This window comes from Fodinibius saliphilus (genome assembly GCF_005869845.1).
Classification (GTDB): Bacteria; Bacteroidota; Rhodothermia; order Balneolales; family Balneolaceae; genus Fodinibius; species Fodinibius saliphilus.
The window spans coordinates 774,645-797,113 of the sequence record NZ_VAWF01000001.1 but is presented as its reverse complement, the minus strand read 5'-3'; the positions used below and the strand labels follow the sequence as shown (position 1 = coordinate 797,113).

Annotated in this window: 23 protein-coding genes; 14 read left to right on the top strand and 9 right to left on the bottom strand. The window is 40.2% G+C overall.

From position 1 onward, the window contains the following. The first annotated feature begins 59 nt into the window (after positions 1-59). From FCN14_RS03295 to FCN14_RS03255, 9 genes are all read left to right on the top strand, one after another. Entirely contained in the window at positions 60-611 is a 552-nt protein-coding gene (locus FCN14_RS03295) for a NifU family protein (protein ID WP_138429663.1), read from the top strand. Positions 612-624: 13 nt separating this feature from the next. Next, a complete protein-coding gene (locus FCN14_RS03290; RefSeq protein ID WP_138429662.1) occupies positions 625-963 on the top strand; it encodes a HesB/IscA family protein in 339 nt (112 codons plus the stop codon). A 3-nt stretch (positions 964-966) separates the two neighbouring features. Beyond that, a complete protein-coding gene (locus FCN14_RS03285; protein ID WP_138429661.1) occupies positions 967-1,491 on the top strand; it encodes a DUF2480 family protein in 525 nt (174 codons plus the stop codon). Between the two features lie 114 nt (positions 1,492-1,605). Continuing rightward, on the top strand, positions 1,606-2,337 hold the full coding sequence (locus FCN14_RS03280) for an SDR family NAD(P)-dependent oxidoreductase (RefSeq protein WP_138429660.1): 732 nt from the start codon (positions 1,606-1,608) through the stop codon (positions 2,335-2,337). A 14-nt stretch (positions 2,338-2,351) separates the two neighbouring features. After that, positions 2,352-3,371 carry a type 2 isopentenyl-diphosphate Delta-isomerase gene (gene fni, locus FCN14_RS03275; RefSeq protein WP_138429659.1) on the top strand — a complete coding sequence of 340 codons (1,020 nt, stop codon included), beginning with the start codon at positions 2,352-2,354 and terminating at the stop codon, positions 3,369-3,371. A gap of 66 nt (positions 3,372-3,437) precedes the next feature. After that, entirely contained in the window at positions 3,438-4,433 is a 996-nt protein-coding gene (locus tag FCN14_RS03270) for a polyprenyl synthetase family protein (protein ID WP_138429658.1), read from the top strand. Positions 4,434-4,450: 17 nt separating this feature from the next. After that, positions 4,451-5,317 (top strand): outer membrane protein assembly factor BamD, encoded by an 867-nt coding sequence (locus FCN14_RS03265; protein ID WP_138429657.1) that lies wholly within the window; start codon positions 4,451-4,453, stop codon positions 5,315-5,317. A gap of 2 nt (positions 5,318-5,319) precedes the next feature. Then, complete coding sequence (nadD, locus tag FCN14_RS03260; protein ID WP_138429656.1) at positions 5,320-5,910, top strand: nicotinate (nicotinamide) nucleotide adenylyltransferase; 591 nt, start codon at positions 5,320-5,322, stop codon at positions 5,908-5,910. Between the two features lie 12 nt (positions 5,911-5,922). Then, entirely contained in the window at positions 5,923-6,957 is a 1,035-nt protein-coding gene (locus FCN14_RS03255; protein WP_138429655.1) for a S66 peptidase family protein, read from the top strand. A gap of 1 nt (position 6,958) precedes the next feature. Here the strand turns inward: FCN14_RS03255 and FCN14_RS03250 are convergent, their stop codons facing one another. The 7 genes from FCN14_RS03250 to FCN14_RS03220 all read right to left on the bottom strand — a co-directional run bounded on the left by FCN14_RS03250 (position 6,959) and on the right by FCN14_RS03220 (position 15,037). Continuing rightward, positions 6,959-9,082: a vWA domain-containing protein gene (locus FCN14_RS03250; protein WP_138429654.1), complete on the bottom strand. Its 2,124-nt coding sequence runs from the start codon at positions 9,080-9,082 to the stop codon at positions 6,959-6,961. A 14-nt stretch (positions 9,083-9,096) separates the two neighbouring features. Then, complete coding sequence (locus FCN14_RS03245; RefSeq protein WP_138429653.1) at positions 9,097-10,089, bottom strand: AAA family ATPase; 993 nt, start codon at positions 10,087-10,089, stop codon at positions 9,097-9,099. Between the two features lie 9 nt (positions 10,090-10,098). After that, positions 10,099-11,481 (bottom strand): peptidylprolyl isomerase, encoded by a 1,383-nt coding sequence (locus FCN14_RS03240; RefSeq protein ID WP_138429652.1) that lies wholly within the window; start codon positions 11,479-11,481, stop codon positions 10,099-10,101. Next, positions 11,474-12,406 carry a peptidyl-prolyl cis-trans isomerase gene (locus FCN14_RS03235; RefSeq protein WP_138429651.1) on the bottom strand — a complete coding sequence of 311 codons (933 nt, stop codon included), beginning with the start codon at positions 12,404-12,406 and terminating at the stop codon, positions 11,474-11,476. The genes FCN14_RS03240 and FCN14_RS03235 overlap by 8 nt, the downstream gene beginning before the upstream one ends. Further along, on the bottom strand, positions 12,406-13,740 hold the full coding sequence (locus tag FCN14_RS03230; RefSeq protein WP_138429650.1) for a NupC/NupG family nucleoside CNT transporter: 1,335 nt from the start codon (positions 13,738-13,740) through the stop codon (positions 12,406-12,408). Before FCN14_RS03230 ends, FCN14_RS03235 begins: the two co-directional genes overlap by 1 nt. Next, a complete protein-coding gene (locus FCN14_RS03225; RefSeq protein WP_138429649.1) occupies positions 13,733-14,377 on the bottom strand; it encodes a thymidine kinase in 645 nt (214 codons plus the stop codon). The genes FCN14_RS03230 and FCN14_RS03225 overlap by 8 nt, the downstream gene beginning before the upstream one ends. Positions 14,378-14,800: 423 nt before the next feature. Then, positions 14,801-15,037, bottom strand: coding sequence for a hypothetical protein (locus FCN14_RS03220; RefSeq protein WP_138429648.1), 237 nt, complete (start codon positions 15,035-15,037; stop codon positions 14,801-14,803). An 84-nt stretch (positions 15,038-15,121) separates the two neighbouring features. On the opposite strand from FCN14_RS03220, the gene der reads away from it, so the two are divergent. From der to FCN14_RS03195, 5 genes are all read left to right on the top strand, one after another. Beyond that, positions 15,122-16,429 carry a ribosome biogenesis GTPase Der gene (gene der / locus FCN14_RS03215; protein ID WP_138429647.1) on the top strand — a complete coding sequence of 436 codons (1,308 nt, stop codon included), beginning with the start codon at positions 15,122-15,124 and terminating at the stop codon, positions 16,427-16,429. Between the two features lie 92 nt (positions 16,430-16,521). Further along, on the top strand, positions 16,522-17,220 hold the full coding sequence (locus FCN14_RS03210) for a NuoI/complex I 23 kDa subunit family protein (RefSeq protein ID WP_138429646.1): 699 nt from the start codon (positions 16,522-16,524) through the stop codon (positions 17,218-17,220). 4 nt (positions 17,221-17,224) lie between these two features. Beyond that, positions 17,225-17,794, top strand: coding sequence for a hypothetical protein (locus FCN14_RS03205; protein ID WP_138429645.1), 570 nt, complete (start codon positions 17,225-17,227; stop codon positions 17,792-17,794). 11 nt (positions 17,795-17,805) lie between these two features. Beyond that, on the top strand, positions 17,806-18,435 hold the full coding sequence (locus FCN14_RS03200) for a hypothetical protein (RefSeq protein ID WP_138429644.1): 630 nt from the start codon (positions 17,806-17,808) through the stop codon (positions 18,433-18,435). Between the two features lie 16 nt (positions 18,436-18,451). Further along, complete coding sequence (locus FCN14_RS03195) at positions 18,452-18,928, top strand: peroxiredoxin (protein WP_138429643.1); 477 nt, start codon at positions 18,452-18,454, stop codon at positions 18,926-18,928. A 203-nt stretch (positions 18,929-19,131) separates the two neighbouring features. On the opposite strand, the gene FCN14_RS03190 is transcribed toward FCN14_RS03195, so the two are convergent. Together FCN14_RS03190 and FCN14_RS03185 are read right to left on the bottom strand one after the other, a co-directional pair. Beyond that, a complete protein-coding gene (locus tag FCN14_RS03190) occupies positions 19,132-20,520 on the bottom strand; it encodes an FAD-binding oxidoreductase (RefSeq protein ID WP_138429642.1) in 1,389 nt (462 codons plus the stop codon). Positions 20,521-21,770: 1,250 nt separating this feature from the next. After that, positions 21,771-22,289: a hypothetical protein gene (locus tag FCN14_RS03185; RefSeq protein WP_138429641.1), complete on the bottom strand. Its 519-nt coding sequence runs from the start codon at positions 22,287-22,289 to the stop codon at positions 21,771-21,773. Positions 22,290-22,469: the final 180 nt, after the last annotated feature.

Below are 22,469 nucleotides of genomic sequence, written 5' to 3'. Positions count from 1 at the left end.
ATTATATTTATATTCGTTCTAAATAGTGAACATTTAATAAGCTATTAGTTTAAACTGTTATGCCTAAGATCAAAGAAATTGAACGTACACCTAACCCCGATGCAATGCGATTTGTATTGGGCGAACCTCTCACCAACGGAGTCACTAAGTCTTTTGAGAATGCCGGTGATGCTGAAGGTAACGAGCTAGCTTCCTCATTATTTGCAATCGATCACGTTATTAACGTTTATTTTGTTGATAAGTATGTGACCGTAACGCAAGATGGAGATGCAGTTTGGTCTGAACTACTTCGACAATTAGCACCACCTATACGAGAAGCAACGCCACAGACAGATGCGGTAGAAGACGAAGAAGTTCATGCAACGAAAGAAGTTCAGGAATCTGATGATCCCCGTCTTAATGAGATCAATAAGATGCTAGATGAGCAGGTACGCCCATACTTATTGGCTGATGGTGGAGGATTAAAGATTTTGGGTCTGGATGGAGATCGTTTGAAAGTACACTATCAGGGAGCTTGTGGAACATGTCCTACGGCTACCAGTGGTACTTTATATGCAATAGAAAGCATGGTTAAGCGTATTGATCCGGAAATTCAAGTAGTCTCAGTTTAAAGTGGGTTAATATATGTCCATTTCTATTACTGAACGAGCAGCAGAACGCATAAAAAAAATTCGAAAAGAGCAGCAAATTGCTGATGATGCCAAACTCCGTGTAGGAGTTGTTAGCGGCGGGTGTTCAGGTCTGACATATGATCTCGAGTTCGACAGCACCCCTGAATCTTCAACTGAAGAAGACCAAGAGTTCGAAGAGAAAGGCATTAATCTTATCTGCGATATGCGCAGTTTCTTGTATTTATCAGGTACTAAACTCGATTATACGGACGGACTTAACGGCGAAGGATTTCATTTTCATAATCCGAATGCGAACCGCACATGTTCGTGCGGAGAATCATTTTCAATTTAGATTATGGTACAAGAAACCAAAGGTGAAATAGTAAATAAGGTTAAACAATCTGAAAAACTGGTCACTATTGACCTTCAGCAATACTTTGATACTACTCCTCGAGCAGAATTAGACCTTAAACAATTTCTTTTTAAGGGTATGATTCTGAAAGAGGAAGATTTTAGAGAACAGCTCAATGAGTTTGACTGGAGTCAATTTGAAGATCAATACGTGGGTATATTCTGTTCTACCGATGCGATCATATCTAAATGGGCGTATATGTTGGTAGGACAACACTTGGCACCACACGCTAAAGAGGTATTTGAAGGAGATTCTGATGATATGCTGTATGAACTATACCGTCGTAACCTTAAACAAGTAGACTGGAGTTCTTACCAAGATAAGTTCGTAATTTTAAAAGGCTGTTCAAGTAAAGAAAAGCCCGTTCCCGAGAGTATTTATCTGCATGCAACCCAAAAGCTCATCCCATATGTCAAAAAATTAATGTATGGAGAAGCGTGTTCTAATGTACCGGTATACAGGGCATAAATAATGGACATTATTAATTTCTTTTGACGATATAAGAATTGCCAGTCGGTTTGTAAGCCAATCGTTGTTACATTACATTCTATGTAATAGAAATGTTAAGAAATTCCTAGTCTTTTGTACGCATTAGTTACCGGAGCATCACGTGGTATTGGCAAGAGTATTACCAAATCATTATTAAAAGAGGGAGCGGATGTTATAGGTACCGCTCGCAGTTCGGAATTTCCAAAGGATTTTCAAAATAATGACCGTTTCGAAGGTCTGTATGCAGATCTTTCTAATCCTGAAACTTTAAAAGCAAAACTACTCCCCATTTTTAAACGGGATACAGTACCGAGTATCTTAATTAATAATGCGGGTATTTTTTTGGAATCCGGTTTTGATAGCGATGATCACTCTTGGCTTGATGCCTGGGACAAAACTATGCAGGTTAATCTACGAGCTCCGGCCTTGTTATCTAAATGGGCGCTTAACCGGTGGAAGAAAGACCAAGAAGGTGGTATATTGATTAATGTATCTTCGCGAGCCGCTTATAGGGGTGATACACAAGAGTATTCTGCTTACGCTGCTTCAAAAGGAGGGTTGGTTGCCTTTACAAAAAGTGTAGCGCGGGATTATGGAAAACATGATGTTTCTGCCTATTCTATTGCTCCGGGTTTTATCAAAACTGATATGGCGATGGACTCTATTGAAGTTTATGGAGAAGAGTATTTAACGCAGGGTATGGCTTTTGACGAAATAACATCTCCTGAAGAAGTAGGAGAACTTGTTGCCTTTTTGGCCTCCGGCAAAGTGCCGCATATGACCGGTACTACCTTCCATATCAATGGCGGAAGCTATATGATTTAACGAATTTTTTACTAATGAGCATAAAGCAGCGAAAAAAAGACCATGTTTCTTTAACAACTTCGGGAGAAGTTGACTATGAAACGGAAACAGGTTTTCAGCAGTATCGATTTATTCATAATGCCCTTCCGGAGGTTAATGTAAAAGATATTTCTACGGAATCTGACTTTTTGGGACGTACTTTTTCATTTCCTCTTTTTATCTCATCAATGACAGGTGGATACACTGACGCCGGAGCAGTAAACGCTATTATTGCTCGTTTTTGTGAAGATTACAATTTGCCCTTTGGCGTAGGGAGTCAGCGTATTATGCTTGAAGATAAAGAGGCCGTTTCTTCTTTTTCGGTAGTCCGAGAGAAAGCCCCCAATGCATTCATAGCTTCAAATATAGGTGGCGCACAGCTGGTGGAGGGACTTGCCAAAGACGATATGAATCTTTTGATAGATTCAATTGAAGCCGATGCTGTAATTGTCCATCTCAATCCATTACAAGAGCTCATGCAGCCCGAGGGCGATCGCAGGTTTAAGGGTATTGAAAGTGGAATCGACGAACTTTGCAGTGAGAGTCCAGTACCGGTAATCGTTAAAGAAACCGGGGCCGGAATCTCAGCCAATGTTGCTAAACGTTTATTGGATTCGGGTGTGCAAGTCATTGATGTTGCCGGGGCAGGAGGAACCAGTTGGGCAAAAGTTGAAAATGAAAGAGCTACTAATAAAACACCAGATAATGATTTTAACGATTGGGGGTTGCCAACACTGGAATGCATAAAGCAGGTAAATGCGCTGAGATCTGATTACAAATTTGATTTAATAGCCTCTGGGGGAATACGTTCCAGCCATGATATCGCTAAAACCCTTTGTCTTGGAGCAAATTTTTCAGCTTCCGCTCAGCCGGTAATTAAGGCGGTGATCAACGATGGTTATGAAGGCTTGGAAGTACTCTACAGAAGTTGGCGAAAGCAACTTATTACCATATTGGTACTCTTAGGCTGCGAACACGTCAATGAGCTTAATCGGAATCATATCCAATCAAAGTGATTTCGATCGTAACATCTTTCGCTAAAATTCTTATATTTGGCCTTTTATAAATTCAGCATTTGAAAATTGGAAAATACGAAGCAACAGCAAAAACTTTCTAAACGTATTGATGCTCGGCTTTCTGAGCTTGCACTGCCTAAAGAACCGTCGTTATTGTACGATCCAGTGCGCTATACATTATCGCTTTCGGGTAAGCGGGTTCGCCCTTATTTAACACTTGTGGGGTGTGGAATTTGTGGAGGTGAAGTTGAAGAAGCATTGCCTGCTGCCGTTTCTATAGAGCTGCTGCATAACTTTACGCTTCTTCACGATGATATCATGGACGGTGCAGAAAAACGTCGTGGTAAAGCGAGTGTTTTTAAGAAATGGGATGCTAATACCGCCATTCTTTCCGGCGATGCTATGTATGCCAAAGCCTTTAAGCAGTTGCAAGTATACGGTAGAGAAGAAGCCTATACAAAAGAAGATTATAGTCTTATTTTGGATATTTTTCTGAATAGTGCAGAAAAAGTTTGTGAGGGACAGGCTTATGATCTGATGTTTGAGACAGAAGAAGACGTTTCTATAGAACAATATCTGGAAATGATTGAAGGTAAAACAGCAGCCCTTATCAGTGGAGCTCTTGCAATGGGAGCAGCTGTAGCAGGAGCAACGGAAGAACAGATTGAAGAGCTCAACTACATCGGCAAAAAAGTTGGGATCGCCTTCCAGATTCAGGATGATTTGCTGGATATTCTGGCTGATCCTGAAAAGTTTGGTAAGAAAAGAGGCGGGGATATCGTTGAAGGTAAGAAAACGTATCTTTCTTTAATGGCTCTGCAACGCAGTGAGGGTTCCCAGCATAGGCAACTTAAAAAGTTGCTGTTGGCTGAAAATAACACGCAAGATGAAATTACTGATGTTATATCTGTTTTTGAATCGCTGAATGTTATTGAGGATACCAAAAGTGCTATGCAGTATCATTACCAAGAAGCTATAGAGCACTTACAGAGTTTTGGTAACTCCTCATACAAAAATGAAATTACTGATTTTTTTAATCGTTTGATCTCTCGGGAATATTGAAAGCTAAAAAGTGTATAATGAAGAATACTTCTACTATTATTATAAAAAGCTCAATTGTATTGCTAATGTTCGTACTGTTGTCGTCTTGCAAGAACCAACAGTTTATACAGCGTGGTGATACTTTACCTGTTGCTTATAAAAAAGCGATGCGATTATTCCAATCTGAAAAATATTCAGATGCAGCTAATGCCTTTGAAACAATTATTCAATTGGGAAGAGGTACAGATTATGGAAAGAAAGCCCAATATTATTTGGGTGAGTCATACTTTGAAGGTGAACGCTACTTACTAGCGGCTTCTGAGTATGAACGCTATGTTTCGCTGTTTCCTCGTTCAGAAGACCGGCAAAGTGCACAATTTAAAGAAGCCTACAGTTACTATAAATTGAGCCCGCGTTATAAGCTGGATCAAAGTTATACCCGAAAAGCTATCGAGAAATTCCGACTCTATAATTCACGGTATCAAAGTTCTGAAAAACGCCAAGAAGCTGCCCAATATATTACAGAGATGCGGGCAAAATTGGCTAAAAAACTCTATCATGCTGCTGATCTTTATATGCGGATAGATGATTATGATGCAGCTATAACATATTACGATCTTACCATTGACAAGTACCCGGAATCTACGTGGGCACAACGTTCTTTAGTTGATAAGATTAAAGCATATAATACTTTTGCTGGGAGAAGTATCTTATCTAAACAGAAGGAGCGTTATCAGAAAGCGGTTTCTGCTTATGAAACGTTTATTCAGCTTTTCCCTAATGGCGAATATCGCAGTGAGGCCGATGAGTATGTTGATGAAGCACGAGCTGCACTTGCAGAGCTGACAGTGGAAACAAATGAAGGGAACACAACCCCTGCCGGAGACACAGGAAGCGGTTATTAGTAATGACGAATGAAAAGCAAACGGTTGGGTTATTTGGGGGCAGTTTTGATCCCGTTCATAACGGACACTTATCAATTGCCCAATCGTTTTTAAATTCAGAGTTTATCTCATCACTTTGGGTGTTACTAACTCCTAATCCCCCCCACAAAGAGGACCAATCATTAACAAGCTATGAACTTCGACTTGAGATGTTGAAGTTTGCTTTTGAGGACTGGGATGATGTTACCATATCTGATATTGAAAGCAAACTACCCATCCCTTCTTATACTATTCAAACGGTACAGTATTTTTCTAAACAGTTTCCAGATAAAGAATTTTACCTCTGTATCGGCGAAGATTCCGCCCATCATTTTAAATCATGGTATCAATGGCGTAAAATATTGCAATATTGTGATCTGTTAGTTGCCCACAGACCTTCAGACAAAATATTGAAACTGGAGCCCGAGGTTGCCAGGAATGCTCATATTATAGATCATGATCCCATTAATATATCTTCAACTGAAATCAGAGAATTAATTAAGAATGAGGGTGATATTTCTGACCTGGTACCATCCCGGGTTCAGGATTTTATCAATAAAAATAATCCCTATTAAAGGACCCATATTATGGATAGAAAAGGATTTCTTAGACTCGTAGGTATAAGTAGCCTTGCCCCGGTTTTAAGTTCGGCAGGTATAATGGCACATTCATCAGTAAAGCAGGGTATAATCAAGCCAAAACGATTAGGAAAAGGGGATACTATTGGTCTGATAAGTCCTTCTAGTAGATTGCCAGAAAAGAAGCTGTACAATAAAATTGTAAAACAGATAAAAAAGTTGGGCTATAGGGTAAAAGAGGGCATGAATGCTCGTAATCAGTATGGTTACTTGGGGGGCACCGATGATGAACGCGTTGCAGACCTTAATGCAATGTTTGCCGATGATAGCATAGATGCCGTCATGCCGTTTCGTGGTGGATGGGGAGCCAATCGCATACTTGACAGTATTGACTATGAGTTAATCAGAAAGAATCCTAAAATATTGGTAGGTTTTAGTGATATTACATCACTGCTGCTAGCAATATATTCTAAAACAGGACTTATTACTTTCCACGGGCCGGTAGGAAAATCAGAATGGACAGACTATACAAAAGAGCACTTCGAAAAAATAGTTTCAGGGCAGAGAGTGGTTCGAATTGAAAAGCCAGATAATGAAGTGTGCAACGGTTGTGACAAGCATACGGTAATAACCCCCGGCCGAGCCTCTGGGCGTATCCTAGGCGGCAACCTCACTGTTTTAACGGCTATGGCAGGTTCGGACTACCTGCCGGATTGGGAAGGAAATATCTTATTCCTAGAAGATGTCGGAGAAGATATTTATCGTATAGATCGTATGATAACACAACTAAAGCTCAATGGAATATTAGACCAGATTTCTGGCTTTATTTTTGGCCAGTGTACCAACTGCGAGCAATCAAATTCATACAGCTTAACTCTGCAACAAGTGTTTGATGATCATATTAAGCCACTTGGAATTCCGGCCTTTTCTGGAGCTATGTTCGGGCACACAAGTAAAATGATTACGCTACCGGTTGGACTTAGAAGTCGAATGGATGCTGAAAGTGGTACCATTCGTTTTAATGAAATTGCTACTATACCATAAGTTAAGGGAGGGAAAGGTATTTCCTGATTATCCATTCGCATGAAAGCAGTAATATAACGACTATAAACCAACCTGCATTGCGATAAAGATAAAAGAAAGAAGTTTCTGTTTTCTGTTGCTGTTTCAATAGGTCTTGTTGCCTAAGCGTTGGCCAGAGGCTTGAGACAGAATCAAAGGTAACATATGAACCACCCGATTGGTCAGCTAAAGTTCGTAATAACTGGTCGTTGCGAGAGGTATTAATAAATTCAGCATTTGATTTAGAAACAGCGAACTCACCTTGTTGGGTATCAATTTGGCGCCCGCCTTTTTGTGCAACAGCTTTAAAAGAGTAAATGCCTTCGGCCATATGTCCTAGGTCTATACGATATCGTCCCGATCCTATATTCTCCATAGAATAGAATCTATTTTCAAGAGTGTCTGCAGATAAGGAAAGGTCCACTGATGCATTGGTTTCCATCTCTCCACGTTCATTTTCAAGATACGCATCAATGATGATATTCTCTGTTCCGGAGAAAGTTGTTTTAGCAGGTTCAACCTTTAATAATTGGTTATTGGGATCGGTAGCTGTCCAGCTAACAACATTAAGGAGCAATTCACTAGCAAAATTTTTGATTTCCTTATTATTAATTTGATTTAACTGGTACCATCCGTATGAGCTAAAAAATGATATACGTCGATTGCCCGTTTCTTGTACTGATAATACCGGCTTGTTCGTTTGCCCATCTCTATAACTGCTACTAAAAAGCTGTGTAGCAGTTGCAGAGGTAGTTATATTATCAATAGGAGCCCAAAGGTAAGGAAGCTGATTATACTTAAGGGCAGGCAAATTCATAACTGGGTGGGATGAAGCATTCTCTTGAGGAAGGAGGCCAACCTCTACATATTCCCAGGAAGCTATTGAACGGATCGGTAATGAGCGTACATTTTGTTCAAATTGTTGAATAGCAAAAAGGGGGGTAGCAAATATGATAATTGGAATTTCATTGGCAAGCTGCTTCACTTTATCCTCTAAATTAGCAGGTAAACCGGAGCGGGGATATCCGTGTATTATAGCCAGGTCAACTGTATCAGCTGAGATATTGAAAGCACCTTCAATAAAACGATTACCGGTTATCCAGGTTCGATTGGTAAGTTCGGTATTTTTATCGGACCGAAGCAAGGAACGCATGTATTTAACATCTGGATGTACTTCAAAAGCAAGGGAGACAATTGATTGCTTGGCGTCTTTGACATCCACTGAAAAACGTTTAGTGTTATTACTGCTTGTCCATTCATCCTGCAATGGTGGTATAACGATTGTGTATTGTTGTAGCCCTTCCTCTTTGGGCACTAATTCAAAAGTGATTTCATGTATGTCTGAATCTAAATCAGGAGTAACAGTCCTAGATTCTAAAATGGTATCTCCATTTTGCAATTGAACGCTAAAGGATTGGTCGCGAAATCCATTACTGGATATAGTAACGGCCAAAGGTTGAGGGGTATCAATGTAGCCGGTGGAGTTGGTTGAGATAGAACGGACAAGGAGATCTTCTTGCGTAGTACTATCACCAAGCCCTACCGTAAAGACGGGGATATCCAGATTACCGGAATTAAAAACAGGATTTTGTCCCTGGGTATAGATACCATCACTAATCAGGATGGCAGTATTAATGTCATGTTGATTAGTATTAAGAAAATTGATTGCACTTGAAAGGTTTGTTTGTTCGGCATCAAGAGTAAGAGAATCTAAATTAACAGGGGCTAAGGTATTGCCAATGGAGTAAAATTCAAGGTTTAAATCTGTTAATTCCCGAAGTTCCAGCCTATCCAAAGTCTCTTGGTAGCTTTCAACACCTTTGTAAGATTTTTTCTGAATTGCCGTACTGGCTGAGTTATCAAGCATTACCGCTATGGAGGGTTTTTCAAGATAGGAGGTCTCCGTCTTGATAAAGGGATTCAGCAAAAGAATAAGCAGTATTACAAAAACCAAAGATCGTAATGCTATGAGTAGGTATCGGTAGATGGGACTAATACCGATATGTTCTTTGTATGCCCACCACGAAAGCAGGGTAGTGCTTATAAATATGAGTACATAAGTCCACAGAGGCAGAGTCGACTGAAATCCTTGGAAAATAAAATCCACAGCGTTGGTAGTAGTTACATTTCGTCGAGCAACATGTCTATAAGTTTATCGGCTGAGAGGCCTTCGGCTTCGGCCGCATAGTTATTGACAATGCGATGGCGTAAAACTGGTTTAGCCAAGGCCCGAATATCTTCTTCGGTTACGTTATACCGTCCTCTTGTCAATGCCCGGGCTTTACCCCCGAGAACAAGAAATTGCGAAGCACGGGGTCCGGCGCCCCAGCTCATATATTTTGCAATGAAATCAGGAGCAATATCAGATTGGGGACGTGTTTTAGTGACAAGTTCTACTGCTGAGGCTAACACGCCCTCGGGTACCGGTACCTCACGAACCAGATTTTGTAGTTCAATGACCTGTTCGATATCCAGCACAGCTTCAATATCAGTCTCTTCAAGAGCAGTATTTTGACTTACAATATTTTTCTCTTCTTCCAGAGAGGGATAATCGAGCCACAGGTTAAACATGAAGCGATCAAGTTGAGCTTCTGGCAATGGATACGTTCCTTCCTGTTCAATGGGATTTTGTGTTGCAAGCACAAAAAATGGCGGCTGCAGAGGATAACTATGACCGGCAGCAGTAACATGAAACTCTTGCATACCCTCTAGCAGGGCAGCTTGCGTTTTGGGAGGGGTGCGATTGATTTCATCCGCAAGTACGATATTGGCAAAAATAGGTCCTTTTACGAATTTAAACTCTTTATGGCCGGTTTCCCGATCATCTTCTATCACTTCAGTGCCCGTAATATCTCCGGGCATTAGGTCCGGAGTAAACTGGATGCGACTAAAGCTTAGGTTCAATGTTTTAGAAACCGTACGAATTAATAATGTTTTTGCCAGGCCGGGTACCCCAATCAATACACAGTGGCCCCTCGAGAATAGGCAAATTAATAACTGGTCAAGAATTTCTTTTTGGCCGACAATAACTTTACCAACTTGCTCTCTGATTTTGGAAACCGAATCCTGGAAAAAATCAACAGCTTCAACCGAATCTTGGGGAATCTGGCTCATAGTCGTTCTCTATAATTGTTTGTATTTCTCGGGCACAGAAATTTTATACTCGACATACATCTCTTTACGAAGTTTATCCAGCAATTTGGAAAACTCCCGCTGCTGTTTTTGTTGTAAAGCCGCTGATTTAATACGAGAGTAATCCTGTTTAAGGTTTGCGGTGTGCTCCTCAATTTTGTCATCAAGGTGTACAATACGGTATGCGCGTTTTGAATTGTTTTCATTTCCCATCTGAAACTTCTTGGGCTTTGAGATGTCACCTTCTTCATCAAGCAATAGAACGATGCGATATAAAGCGGGTTCCAAGTCTTGAAGTGGGATGTGACGTTCTCCTGTTTGCGGGTGCAGTATTCGACCGCCCTGAGGCCCAGTATTGGGATCATCAGAGTGTTTGCGTGCCATTTCAGAAAAGGTGATATCCTCATTTGTTTGTACGCTATCTTTAAGCTGTTTTAACTTGTCAATGGCAGCTTGGTCATCATAGCTTTCATTATCAATTTTGATGAGAATATGATTAGTATCAATTTTATCTCCTTCACGTTTATTCAAACGAATTACATGGAATCCGAATGATGTTTCTACAACCTGCGATATATCTCCTTGTTCCAGCGAGGTTGCTGCGGCAGAATATTCTGCTACTAAGTCGTTAATAGCCATCATTGGTACTTTTCCGCCGTTTTCGGCATTTGGTCCATCACTGTGATTTTTAGCCAGTTCTTCAATGGTTTTGCCATGATTAAGTACAGAATCACGTAGTTGTTCAGCTAAATTACGTGCTTCTGATTTAGCATTAGCAAGGGTCGGGGGAACAGCAACAATTTGAGATACCGCTACCTGTTCTGGTATATTTGGCAGTGAATCTTGAGGGATTCGCTCAAAGTATTCTTTAACCTCGGGCCGCGTTATAGAAACTTCAGATCTCTTTTGTTGTTGAAACCGTTGTATTGTCATCTGTTCACGGTAGTTTTCACGAAGATCTGCACGAAGTTGAACAATACTTTTTCCCAACTGTTGTTCAAGGGCTTCTTCACTTCCGATACGTTCAACAGATTGCTGTATACGGCGGTTGATCTGTTGGTCAACTTGTTCTGTAGGCACCGAAATCGAATCTATTGCGGCCTGATCAAGCATAACATAACGGTCAATCGTATTTTGCAACACCGTGTACCAGATATCTTCGCCAAAAGAGACCTGTTTTCCCTGCTGTTGTTGCATCTGCATCATATATTGCTGAACCTGTTGATCAACCTCAGACTTGAGTATAATATGATCATTGACAAGGGCAACGATTTGGTCTAGATTTTTGCCCCCGTTCTTTTGTTGTGCTTGTAGCGAAGAGGGGATTATAGTAAGTGAAATAAGTAAAAGTAGTAAGAGATAAGCTTTATTCATCAGTTGAGTTGCTTTCAAGAGTATCTTCAAAAGTGGTTGTTGGGTTAGTTTGTGTAGGTAAAACGTTAAATGTCTCTACTTCATTATTTGATTTCGCTTTAAGATAAAGATTCTTTAGATAGGAACTGAAATTTCGACGCTGTTTATTTAAAAGCATCCAGTCCTTTATTTTATCGAGCAGCCAATCCAGGTCAGGGAGCTCGCCTTTGGCACGACTGTCGATAAGTTGTACAAAATGATAGACTCCATTTACCCGTTGAATCGGCGATATTTCACTTTGACCAATGATATTTAAATATCGGTTCATGATGCTTATATCACTTAAGGCCATGGAAATAGGCCAATATTGCTCTGCTTTTTCCAAGGCAGATTCCGGATTTATAGCATAATCGTGCGCGACTTCTTCCCAAGACACTCCCCCCAGCAGATCTTGCTTTGCCGCTCGAGCTTCTTTTAATGTGCGAGCACGCATATGTCGGAATTGTACAAACTCTTCATCCAGTGCAAACTGGTTCTTGTGAGCTTGGTAGTAGGTTCGGGCCTCTTCATCGGTAATAGTAAGGGCTTTTTCTTTAGATGCGGTAATGGTTTTTCTCAAGGCTTCACGCAGTATTTCTTCTTCAGCCTGTTTGAGCTGTTGTTGGACTGCCTTTTTTTGAGGCAGTCCAAGACGTTTAGCTTCTTGTAATAAGACTTGCTGTTTGATCCACTGGTCACGATACTTTTTGAGGGCCCCAATGCTGTCTTGTTTGAGTAAAAAAGGAGGTACTGACTTCTGTGCTTCATCAACTGTAAGGTACTTCGTTCCTACCCGTGCTAGTGCATTCTCTTTTTGCTCAGAGGGGGTAGGTGTACAGGTAGCTAATACAGTTAATGCTGTACCGACTAAGAAAACAATAACTATTTTTTTATGTGATAACATCATTAAAATAATATACCTGCAATAGTAGCAGTCATTAAGTTAGCAAGGGTACCTGCCAATACTGCTTTAAGGCCGAATTGAGCTAGTTCCGATTTTCTACTTGGGGCCAAGCCGCCAATACCGCCGATTTGAATAGCAATAGAAGAGAAGTTTGCAAAACCACAAAGAGCAAAAGTGGCCATTGTGATTGTTTTAGGACTCAAAGAGGAGGCTTCTACCATATCCGAAAGTTGTAAATAAGCTACGAATTCATTCAATACTACTTTGGTTCCCAACAGTGAACCAAGGTTTACAGCATCGGCCCAAGGCGCACCAACAATATAAGCAAGAGGAGCAATAATCCATCCCAGAACTTTTTCAATTCGCAAGTTGCCATCAGCAATCATTTCGTTAATACCGGTAATGCTGCCAAACCCTTCGAGAAAGTAATTTCCCATTGCTAGTAAGGCAATGAATGCCAGTAACATAGCACCAACATTTGCAGCAAGTTTTAATCCAGTTTTAGCTCCCGTTGCTGCCGCATCAATACCATTGGCATCTGGTTGATCAACTTTCATTTTTACATCTCCCTTTGTAACTGGTTCATCTACTTCGGGATACATGATTTTTGCTATAACCAGGGCAGCAGGTGCTGCCATTAGGCTGGCCCCCAGCAATTGTTCAGCAAACATGAGTCGTCCAACATCCAGTGCTACATCGTGGGCCTGGGCATACGAATTGCCGAGCATCTGTACATAGGCGGCCATCACACCGCCGGCAATGGTAGCCATTCCACCGGTCATTACAGCTAAAAGCTCCGATTTTGTCATCTTCTTAATATAAGGCTCAATAACGAGGGGGGCTTCTGTTTGACCTACAAAAATATTTGAGATCACGGAAAGTGATTCGGCACCGGAAGTACCCATTAATTTCTGCATCCCTGAGGCCATAAGGCGAACAATCCACTGTAAGATACCATAGTGATATAAAATGGCTGTCAGAGAAGCAAAGAAAATAATCGTGGGCAATACCTGGAAAGCAAAAAAGTTGCCCATACTTCCATCCATGCCAGGACTTTTAGCCAAATCACCGAATATGAATTTGGCTCCTTCAGTAGTAAAATCTAAAACAATAACAAAAAAAGAGGAAACCCAGCTAAAGAAATCTTTAGGCCATCTCAAGGGACCCCAGTACTGAGCCATTTGATTGCCTTTGAGTATAAATACCGCCAAGATAAATTGAATGCTAAGGCCGGTACCGACGAGACGCCAGTTTACTGCTTTGCGATTTTTACTGAATACTAAGGCAATACCGATAATTGCCAGCATTCCAATCATACCGCGTAAAATATCAATCATCTGAGACTTGGTCTTCGTTGGTGTTTTCTTGTGCAGAAATAGGAGTTATAGGCCGGCCGCGTCGTTCATCAACAGGAGGGCGGTAGCAGTGTCGTGACCGTGGTTCGTAGGCATCAGTCTCACCCACTAAGACGCGATCTTTGCTTTCTACTACTCTTTGTGAATAATGGGCCATTGTACCACTTTCAGCACACACTGCATGCAATTTCGTTACATATTCAGCAATGGCCAGCATCTGTGGCATTGGTTCAAAGGGTTGGCCTTCAAAGTCCATATCCAATCCAGCAACAATAACTCTTTTGCCATCATTAGCCAGCGTATTGGCCACATTCATTAGCTGTAGGTCAAAAAATTGTGCTTCATCAATACATACTACTTCGGCCTCACCGGTCAGTAAAACAATTTGATCTGCGGTATCAACAACCAATCCTGGTAAAACATTTTGGTTATGAGAAACCACATCTTCTTCATCGTAGCGGTTATCTACCTTGGGTTTTACAACTACAACCTTTTGTCCAGCGATATGAGCTCGTTTAGCTCTGCGAATAAGCTCTTCGGTCTTACCACTGAACATCCCTCCGCAAACTACTTCAATCCATCCCACTTTTTGCGGGACCAACGATGGTTCATTAAGCATAAATTGTTAAAAAATAGAGTTTCTGGGTGTGCTAGCTAAAGCATGGAATATATCTTTGTGAGGTTAAAAATAAAAAGATGAATTCAAGCCCTTTTATTTCTGCTAATAATCCGGTAGGGATATAACCTCTAATCAGAAATATAGTTTATTAGAAGAAATATAAATCATACCCAGAGGGTTTTGCAAAACATTGAGTCTTGATCGGAGGTACTTCTATCCTTATCACATATATGGCATCTGTATTGTAATTCATTTGGAACTTATGTTTGCCAGCTTTTTTAAAGCTCCCTTTTATGTTCTTTGAATTTCGCTCTCAACATTTTGGTAGAGCGTGCAATTTTTATTCTGTTTCATTTTTATGTTCTTCCCAAAGTATTCGACTGATACCTGTCGGAACAGGGCTTTTTGTATAGGGGAAACAGTTTAGATCTGCGTTTTTTTCATAAGTTTACGCTGCCGATACATATCTATAAATACCCAAATGATGGGATAGGGGGGAAATAGGACCGAAATAACCAGCTTAGTCGTTTTTTTTCTGGAAGGAGGATGCTGTGATATTCCGGCTATACCGGCCATCCAAAAAATGAAACAGAGAAATATAAACATGGCAATACCAATGGAGCCGAGAAAACCGAAGTTGTTATAAAAGGTTTGTAGCATTGAGTTTCTACTCTACTTTAAGTAGTTAATTCATTATTTTTAACGCTTATCACTGAAAATAACATATTAAATAAAAACTCCCACATGCTCCCTGTAGTTTCTATCGTAGGGCGGCCCAACGTTGGCAAATCTACTATCTTTAATCGTTTAATCGGCAGCCGTAAAGCCATTGTCGATGATCAGTACGGTGTAACACGAGATCGCCATTATGGTGAATCATATTGGAATGGTCGTGATTTTAATGTTATAGATACCGGAGGATATCTGCCCGGTGCCACCGATGTCGTTAAGAAAGGTATTCGCGAACAGGTGCATATTGCCATTCGAGAATCGGACCTTATACTCTTTGTGGTTGATACCGAAGCGGGTATTACTAGTTTGGATAGTTCTGTGGCCCAGTTGCTACGTGAACAGGAAATGCCCGTATTATTAGTAGCAAACAAAGCTGATAATGAAGAACGGGAATTTAATGCTACTGAATTTTATGCACTTGGCTTTGAAGAGCTATACCCGGTATCGGCCATAAGCGGTCGAGGCACCGGTGAGCTGCTCGACCGAATGGTTGAACTGCTCCCGGAAGAACAAGAGGAACCGAAGACAACCATACCTAAGCTGGCCGTAGTTGGGCGCCCCAATGTAGGAAAGAGTAGTTATGTTAATGCTATGCTTGAGGATGAGCGCTGTATTGTAACGGATATTCCCGGTACCACTCGTGATTCTATTCACAGTAAACTGCTTTATAATGAAAAGGAATATATCTTAGTTGATACTGCGGGCCTACGTAAAAAGGCAAAAGTACAAGAGAATGTTGAGTTTTACAGCACGGTGCGCACAGACCGGGCCTTAAAAGAATGTGATGTGGCTATCCTAATGCTTGATGCTATGCGCGGATTTGAGGCACAGGACAAGCGTATTATTAGGAATGCAGCTGACTATAATAAAGGACTTGTTATCGTACTCAATAAGTGGGATTTGGTGCCGGAAAAGGATACGAATATCCACAAAGAGTTTGAAGAATATGTGTATTCACGTATTCCACGTATGAAATATGTGCCGATCGTTTCTATTTCTACTACACATCGTAAGCGGATTCATAAAGTTATTGATGTGGCAGATTTAGTAATGAAGGAACGAAAGAAGACTATAAAAACTTCTCACTTTAACGACTTTTTGAAACAAATACTTAAAGAAAAGCCGCTGCCGGTGCGCAAAGAAGTACCTCTTAAAATAAAATATGGCACACAGGTGCAGGCAAATCCCCCGGTTTTTAAGTTCTTTATGAACCATCCTGAGCATCTTCCAGCTAACTACAGGCGATATATTGAGAATAAAATCCGGGAAGAGTATCAATTTACGGGGGTTCCCATCACAATGCGATTTGTCCAGAAATAAACGTATTTTTGTTTTGATGTGAATGCTTGAATCAGTTATTTTTCCAGCGATATTATGCTGAGTAACAATCAATATTTTAATTGCGAATTCAGATGGCAACACCACAAAATTTAGAGCAACCACGTGCAAATGCGCTCAACGAGAATTTTGAGCGGGAGCGTTCGTTCTCCTTTATGGAGAAATTGTACTTGCCCGAAATTTTTAAGGCCCTTTGGTATACCTTTAAACAGATGTTTCAGCCAAAGGTGACTATGCAATACCCGGAAGAGAAGTGGGATCCTCCTTCCATATTTCGTGGTCGTCCCGTTCTGGTGGAAGATAATGGCAAAGAGCGTTGTGTGGCATGTGGACTTTGTGCCCGTGCTTGCCCGCCACTTGCAATCAGCATGCAGGCCAACGAAGATTCTGATGATCCCAAAGAACGTTATCCCAACTTCTTTGAAATTAATATGCTGCGCTGTATTTACTGCGGCTATTGTGAAGAAGTTTGCCCAGAAGAGGCGATTGTGATGAGTAAAGATTATGATATCGTCTTTGAATCCAGGGAAGAAGCCATTTATGACAAACAACGACTGTTGGTGCCTAAAGAGGATGTGAAAGAACGCCTTGATTTTTTACGTGAATATAAAAATCGACAGTTTGGTCAGTTCTGGGATTTCCAGGAAGAAAATAATATCCATTCTGTGAGAGATCGCGACCGCGATTTTAATTCGGGACTGTCTTTGGTAGAGATGCTTGAGCAACAGGAACACAATGACAATGTTCAAGCAGAATCTGAATGGGCACGATAGGTAGATGATGGCAGATCGTCAAATTACCCAAGAAGAAATTAACGAACTAATCGAAGACGCTTCATACCTGCAGGATGAGGCAGAAGCGATGCAATATGTTATTGATAATGTACCGTATGATGAGCGTCCGCCCGACGGGCGTTCGATTTCAGAGATGTTGTTGCTTATAGATCATGCACAGTTATCATATTATCGGCCTATCTTGGAAAAAGCCGTAGAAAATAAGCGACCTACCCATCTCGAAAACTTTACGCACTATCGCGAAAGCTTTGAGCCGGATGAAGAAAAGTTGAAAGATGTTCAGAAGATACTTAAAAAGCTTGCAAAACATCGCGCAGGGTTGGTCAATTCCATTGATAATATCCCGCTAATAGATTGGGAAACAGTAGTTTATCGCAATGACCAAAAAGTAATGTTATATGATTTTATGCAAGAGATGATTCGTTTTGAACGGGGAATTCTTCGCGATATTGCTCAGCAGGTTAAAGTGTACAATCAAGAAAAGGAAAGAATGCGTGAGATTGAGCAGCGTCGTTCACAACGTGAAAACCAGCAGCCCACCGAAAACTCCTAATATATATTTCGATGCCTTTGACAACGTTCTTGTTGGTTCTCGTAGTCGGATATGTGGTTGTCAAATTAATAGGTCTAACCCAAAGTAGGGGACGGATAAAGTTTTTAGGCCTCACTATTGCTGCGGTGATATTTTTTATCATGCAGCTGACTGCACTTACTAATTTCTTTATCGCAGATGCTTTTTTTTCGAATACTGCCGCATTTATATTTGAATGGGGCCATATAATATGTTTGGCTTTTGTACTTAGTTCACTGGCTGTTTTTATAAGGGAATCGAAGCCGGCTTTTGCGCAATTTCCAATGCTTTATACCGGCTTACCCTTACTTATTGTCTTGTCATATCTACTCGTCAAAGATACGTATGCCTTGAAAAATTGGCTCATAACAATATATCAGGGTGGGGCTATTACCGTATCCATACTGATGTATTCTGTGTATACCTACCGCCGAAAGCAGTATGCTATTATTCTCAGCGGTAGTATCATTTTACTTTTCAGCTATCTGCTTTACTGGTTTGTACCGGCGGTCAATGGACCGTACACCTGGTTATGGGAATTATTTTTGGCCGCAGGGCTATTAACTACTGTGCTGGGATATGAACATGCTGATTCAGCGGTTATAACAGCAGATACTCAATAATTTAACAGTTACTTTTATGGAAAATAGCTTAGCTGAAGGTACAAAAGCTCCCGAGTTTACATTGCAAAATACCGATGGAGAAAAAGTAAGTCTTTCTGCTTTCAAAGGGGAGAAAAATGTAGTTTTGCTGTTTTTTCCACTTGCATTTAGCGGTACATGTACCAAAGAGCTTTGTACCACGCGAGATAATATGAAGTTATATAACTCATTAGATGCTGAAGTCATTGGTATCAGCATAGACAGTTTTTTCACCCTCAAAGAGTTTAAAAAAGCGGAAAACCTGAACTTTACTCTACTCAGCGACTTCAATAAAGAGGCGTCACAAGCATATGGCGTTTTAAATGATGATTATTTTGGAATGAAAGGCGTAGCCCAACGGGCATCTTTCGTAGTAGATAAAGAAGGGATTATCCGACACCGTGAAGTACTTGATGAATCAAGTAACTTACCTGATTTTAAGGCAATACAGAACGTTTTAAAGCAGTTTGACTAGTGTAAGAAGATTTATTTCCTGTTGGTGGCTACCTGGTACTTTAACCTTATATAACATATACAATCAAACATTACTGACAAAAGGGATACCTGTTAACACTATTACTATTACGTGCAAATTTTGCAGACCACTTCTTCACCTTGCGCGTAGGTCTCGCTTCGTAGAGCAAACAGCTTAGAATCCCAAACCAGTATGTTACTATATTAATTTTGGGGTTTAATATTTTGATTCATGTGAAATAGGTTATCCGGATCATATTTTGTTTTTAATTCCATCAGTCGTTGATAGTTGGAACTATAGGCTGCGGATATCCTGTCTTTCTCATCCTCAGTCATGAAGTTTACGTAAGCGCCTCCGGAAGCATAAGAACGGGTAGCTTCAAAAAATTCTCGTGCCCAACTGACGCACTTCTGGTCTTCTATTGGTTCTACCCAGCGTCCGTGCACATTCACGACAAATTTAGCATCGCGAGCGGCATAGGCGGTGGCCTCGACGGGCACTTCATTTGCTACTCCTGAGAGCATACCCAAGAATATCTCTGTCTGCAGGGTGGGCATGGTACCAGCAAATTTGATGATGGCATCAATCAGTCCATCACTGATTTCGGTAAAGTTGTGTGATTTCCAGTAGTTGCGAGCTCCGGGTGTGAGCAGTGGATCAAACGCCTGCTGCCACTGCACATAGGGTTGTCTGCCTACATGTTCGCCCAATGGATTACCAAACTTGCGGAGATAATTCACCAGGTTTTCTCCTTTACGTAGATCTCCATTGTAGAATACGGGAAGGACGACCACCATTTTATTGTGAATCTCTTCTGGAAGGAAAGGAAGGGGTGGGGCATGACGAACTACGATCCAGACATTGAGTTCAAGAGGTGCCGATTTTGCAAACTCCCGATATCGATTCAGCACTTTTCTTACCTGTTCAAATGGAAAAACGATAAGCCCTCCAAAGGTTTTAGTTCCAATATCATAAAGCTCAAATTCAAACCTTGTGATTACACCGAAATTACCGCCTCCACCGCGTATAGCCCAAAATAGATCGGTATTTTGTGTCTTACTCAGTGTTAACTGCTCCCCATCGGCTGTCACAATATCAGCTGAGACAAGGTTGTCAATGGTAAGTCCATACTGGCGGGTGAGCCACCCAAAACCGCCTCCCAGAGTGAGTCCGGCAATGCCGGTAGTGGAGTTAATACCGGTTGGAGTGGCAAGCCCGTGTACCTGAGTCGCCTTGTCAAAGTCACCAAGGGTTGCACCCGGCTCAACAGTTGCTCGCTTTTTTTGGGGATCCACTTTAACCTTGCGCATCATGGAGAAATCGATGGTTAGTCCATTGTCTACTATTGAGTTTCCTGCAATATGATGTCCGCCACCACGTACCGAAAGTTCTAATCCTTTTTCTTTTGCAAAATGGATCGCGGGTGGTACATCCTCGGCTGAACCACACTGCACTATAATAGCAGGTTTACGGTCTATCATAGCGTTCCAAATGGTCCGGGCTTTATCATAGTCGACATCCTCAGGCAGAATAATCCGGCCTTCTATACTGCTTTTCAGCTTTTCGATCTGACTTTTTTCTACTTGTAACATGGCAATCCCTATATGTTTAGATTAAATAGGAAACAGCAGGTAATTAATGCTGTTCATGTTATGAAGTAATAGCCGGTGAGAATCAATATCTCAATCTACAACAAAATTGAATTAAATAATAGACTGTGATAGTTTATTATTGGGGCTGGAGTTTTTTTAGATATGCAAGTAATGGTATTAATTTAAAGACAAAAGTGTAAGAAGCGTAAAAGATTACTTTTTTAATAAACTATCTGAGTGAAGTGCGTAAGCATTTTAACTATTTGAAAATATTTCCATTCATCTTGTTAAATAACAAGGAGCCAGGGTGATAATTGATTACACAAAATGTAATTTACCCAGAACGGAACGACTTGGGATATAATAATAGACAGGGTTGGAACGTCTCCTATCAGTTAAAGATCTGTGATAATTCCGTTAATATTGCTATTGATTTGGATTAACTACGGTTAACCTATACTTATACCTATCGTTTTTATAAATCTCATGGTATGCCATAATATTACCGAAGGTATATTATCCGATAGGGAAGTGGGAAGTAGCATCAATATTTGTATTGACAAGTCCATGCTGATTATACTATAACTGAAATAGGTTATCCGTAAGACTTAAAGACAAATATTCATAGTAAATGAGATGTCTAACACAATCAGACACCAAGTAAGAATAGGATTTAAATTATTTTATTAAGGTAGTCCGTAAATATTAAAGCGGTTGTCTCTCGATAATCGTTAACATAACTGCAGTAGAATGTGATATAAAAGAAACTATTTCTATTTTACATAATATAAATTATACGACAAGAATGCACTATGTTAATCACAAATCCACTTTTTATTTTAAATATTCTCTAATACATCATGCTTATTCATTTTGCTTGATATGAAGATATATGGTTCGAAGGTTCATTGAATATCATCATTGACAATCCTGTCTCATTTTTCCTGGAGTTTAAATATTGCTCTTCGACTTTTACCAATCTGATTTCTTTTAAGCATTAGCTAAATTAATTTCATGCCACTCTCCATTTTTAATCTAACTTTTGCTTTAGAATCGGTTACATTGATGCTATTATGAGTTTTATAATTGGTACTACCTCTTTATCATCTTGAATTTATGACTTAACACTGATATCGGTCTTAAATTAGTTGCATTTAGCCATAAATACGTTAAAACCCATAAAATCACCCTTAATATGTCCTAAAAGGCGAAAGTGCCATATTTCTATTCTAAGCGGCTAAAATTAATTCTTAATGTCTTCGGTAGGCTATTTTCCACATAATTTCCCAATTGTTTCCATTATCCCGTGATTTTTCCCATCTCCAGGTGAAAGAATCTTTTTTAATATCATAAAATACCATGCGCTGAATTATTGTTTTCCCATCGGCATTCGTTGTCTTTCTTTTAAAAATTCTTTTATTCTCAATAAATGATCCGACAAAATCTAGGTATGTGCCTTGGTTATCAACCCAGGTTTGTTTCCATTGCTCTGTTTTTGTGTCATAGACGGAATAACTTTTACCTACGTAACCACTTAAAGAACCTTTGGTAGCTTCAAAATTCTCTTTTATTACTTTACCGTTCAGGATCTTTTCAATGTTATTGGTTCCTTTACCTATAGTACCATCCGCTGATTCCCAACTTAATTCCCACTGACCAATCCAAAAATCAAAATATTCGGATGGATTTAAATCATTATTTAATTGTTGAGCTGTTACATGATGTACGCCCATCATGATCAGAATCATAAATAAAGTAAACCTTTTCATAACAGCCTATTCTTATTAAAGATTATAATACTATATAATTAGTATTGACGGAGCTCTACTTTTTGTAATGTAATTTTGGAACTTCTTTAATTGGTATATAATCAAAATCCTGTTATAATGTGAATTAGAAGTCAGCAAGAGAGCCCATTGTAAATTATTTAGATCCCTGATCAGGAGATT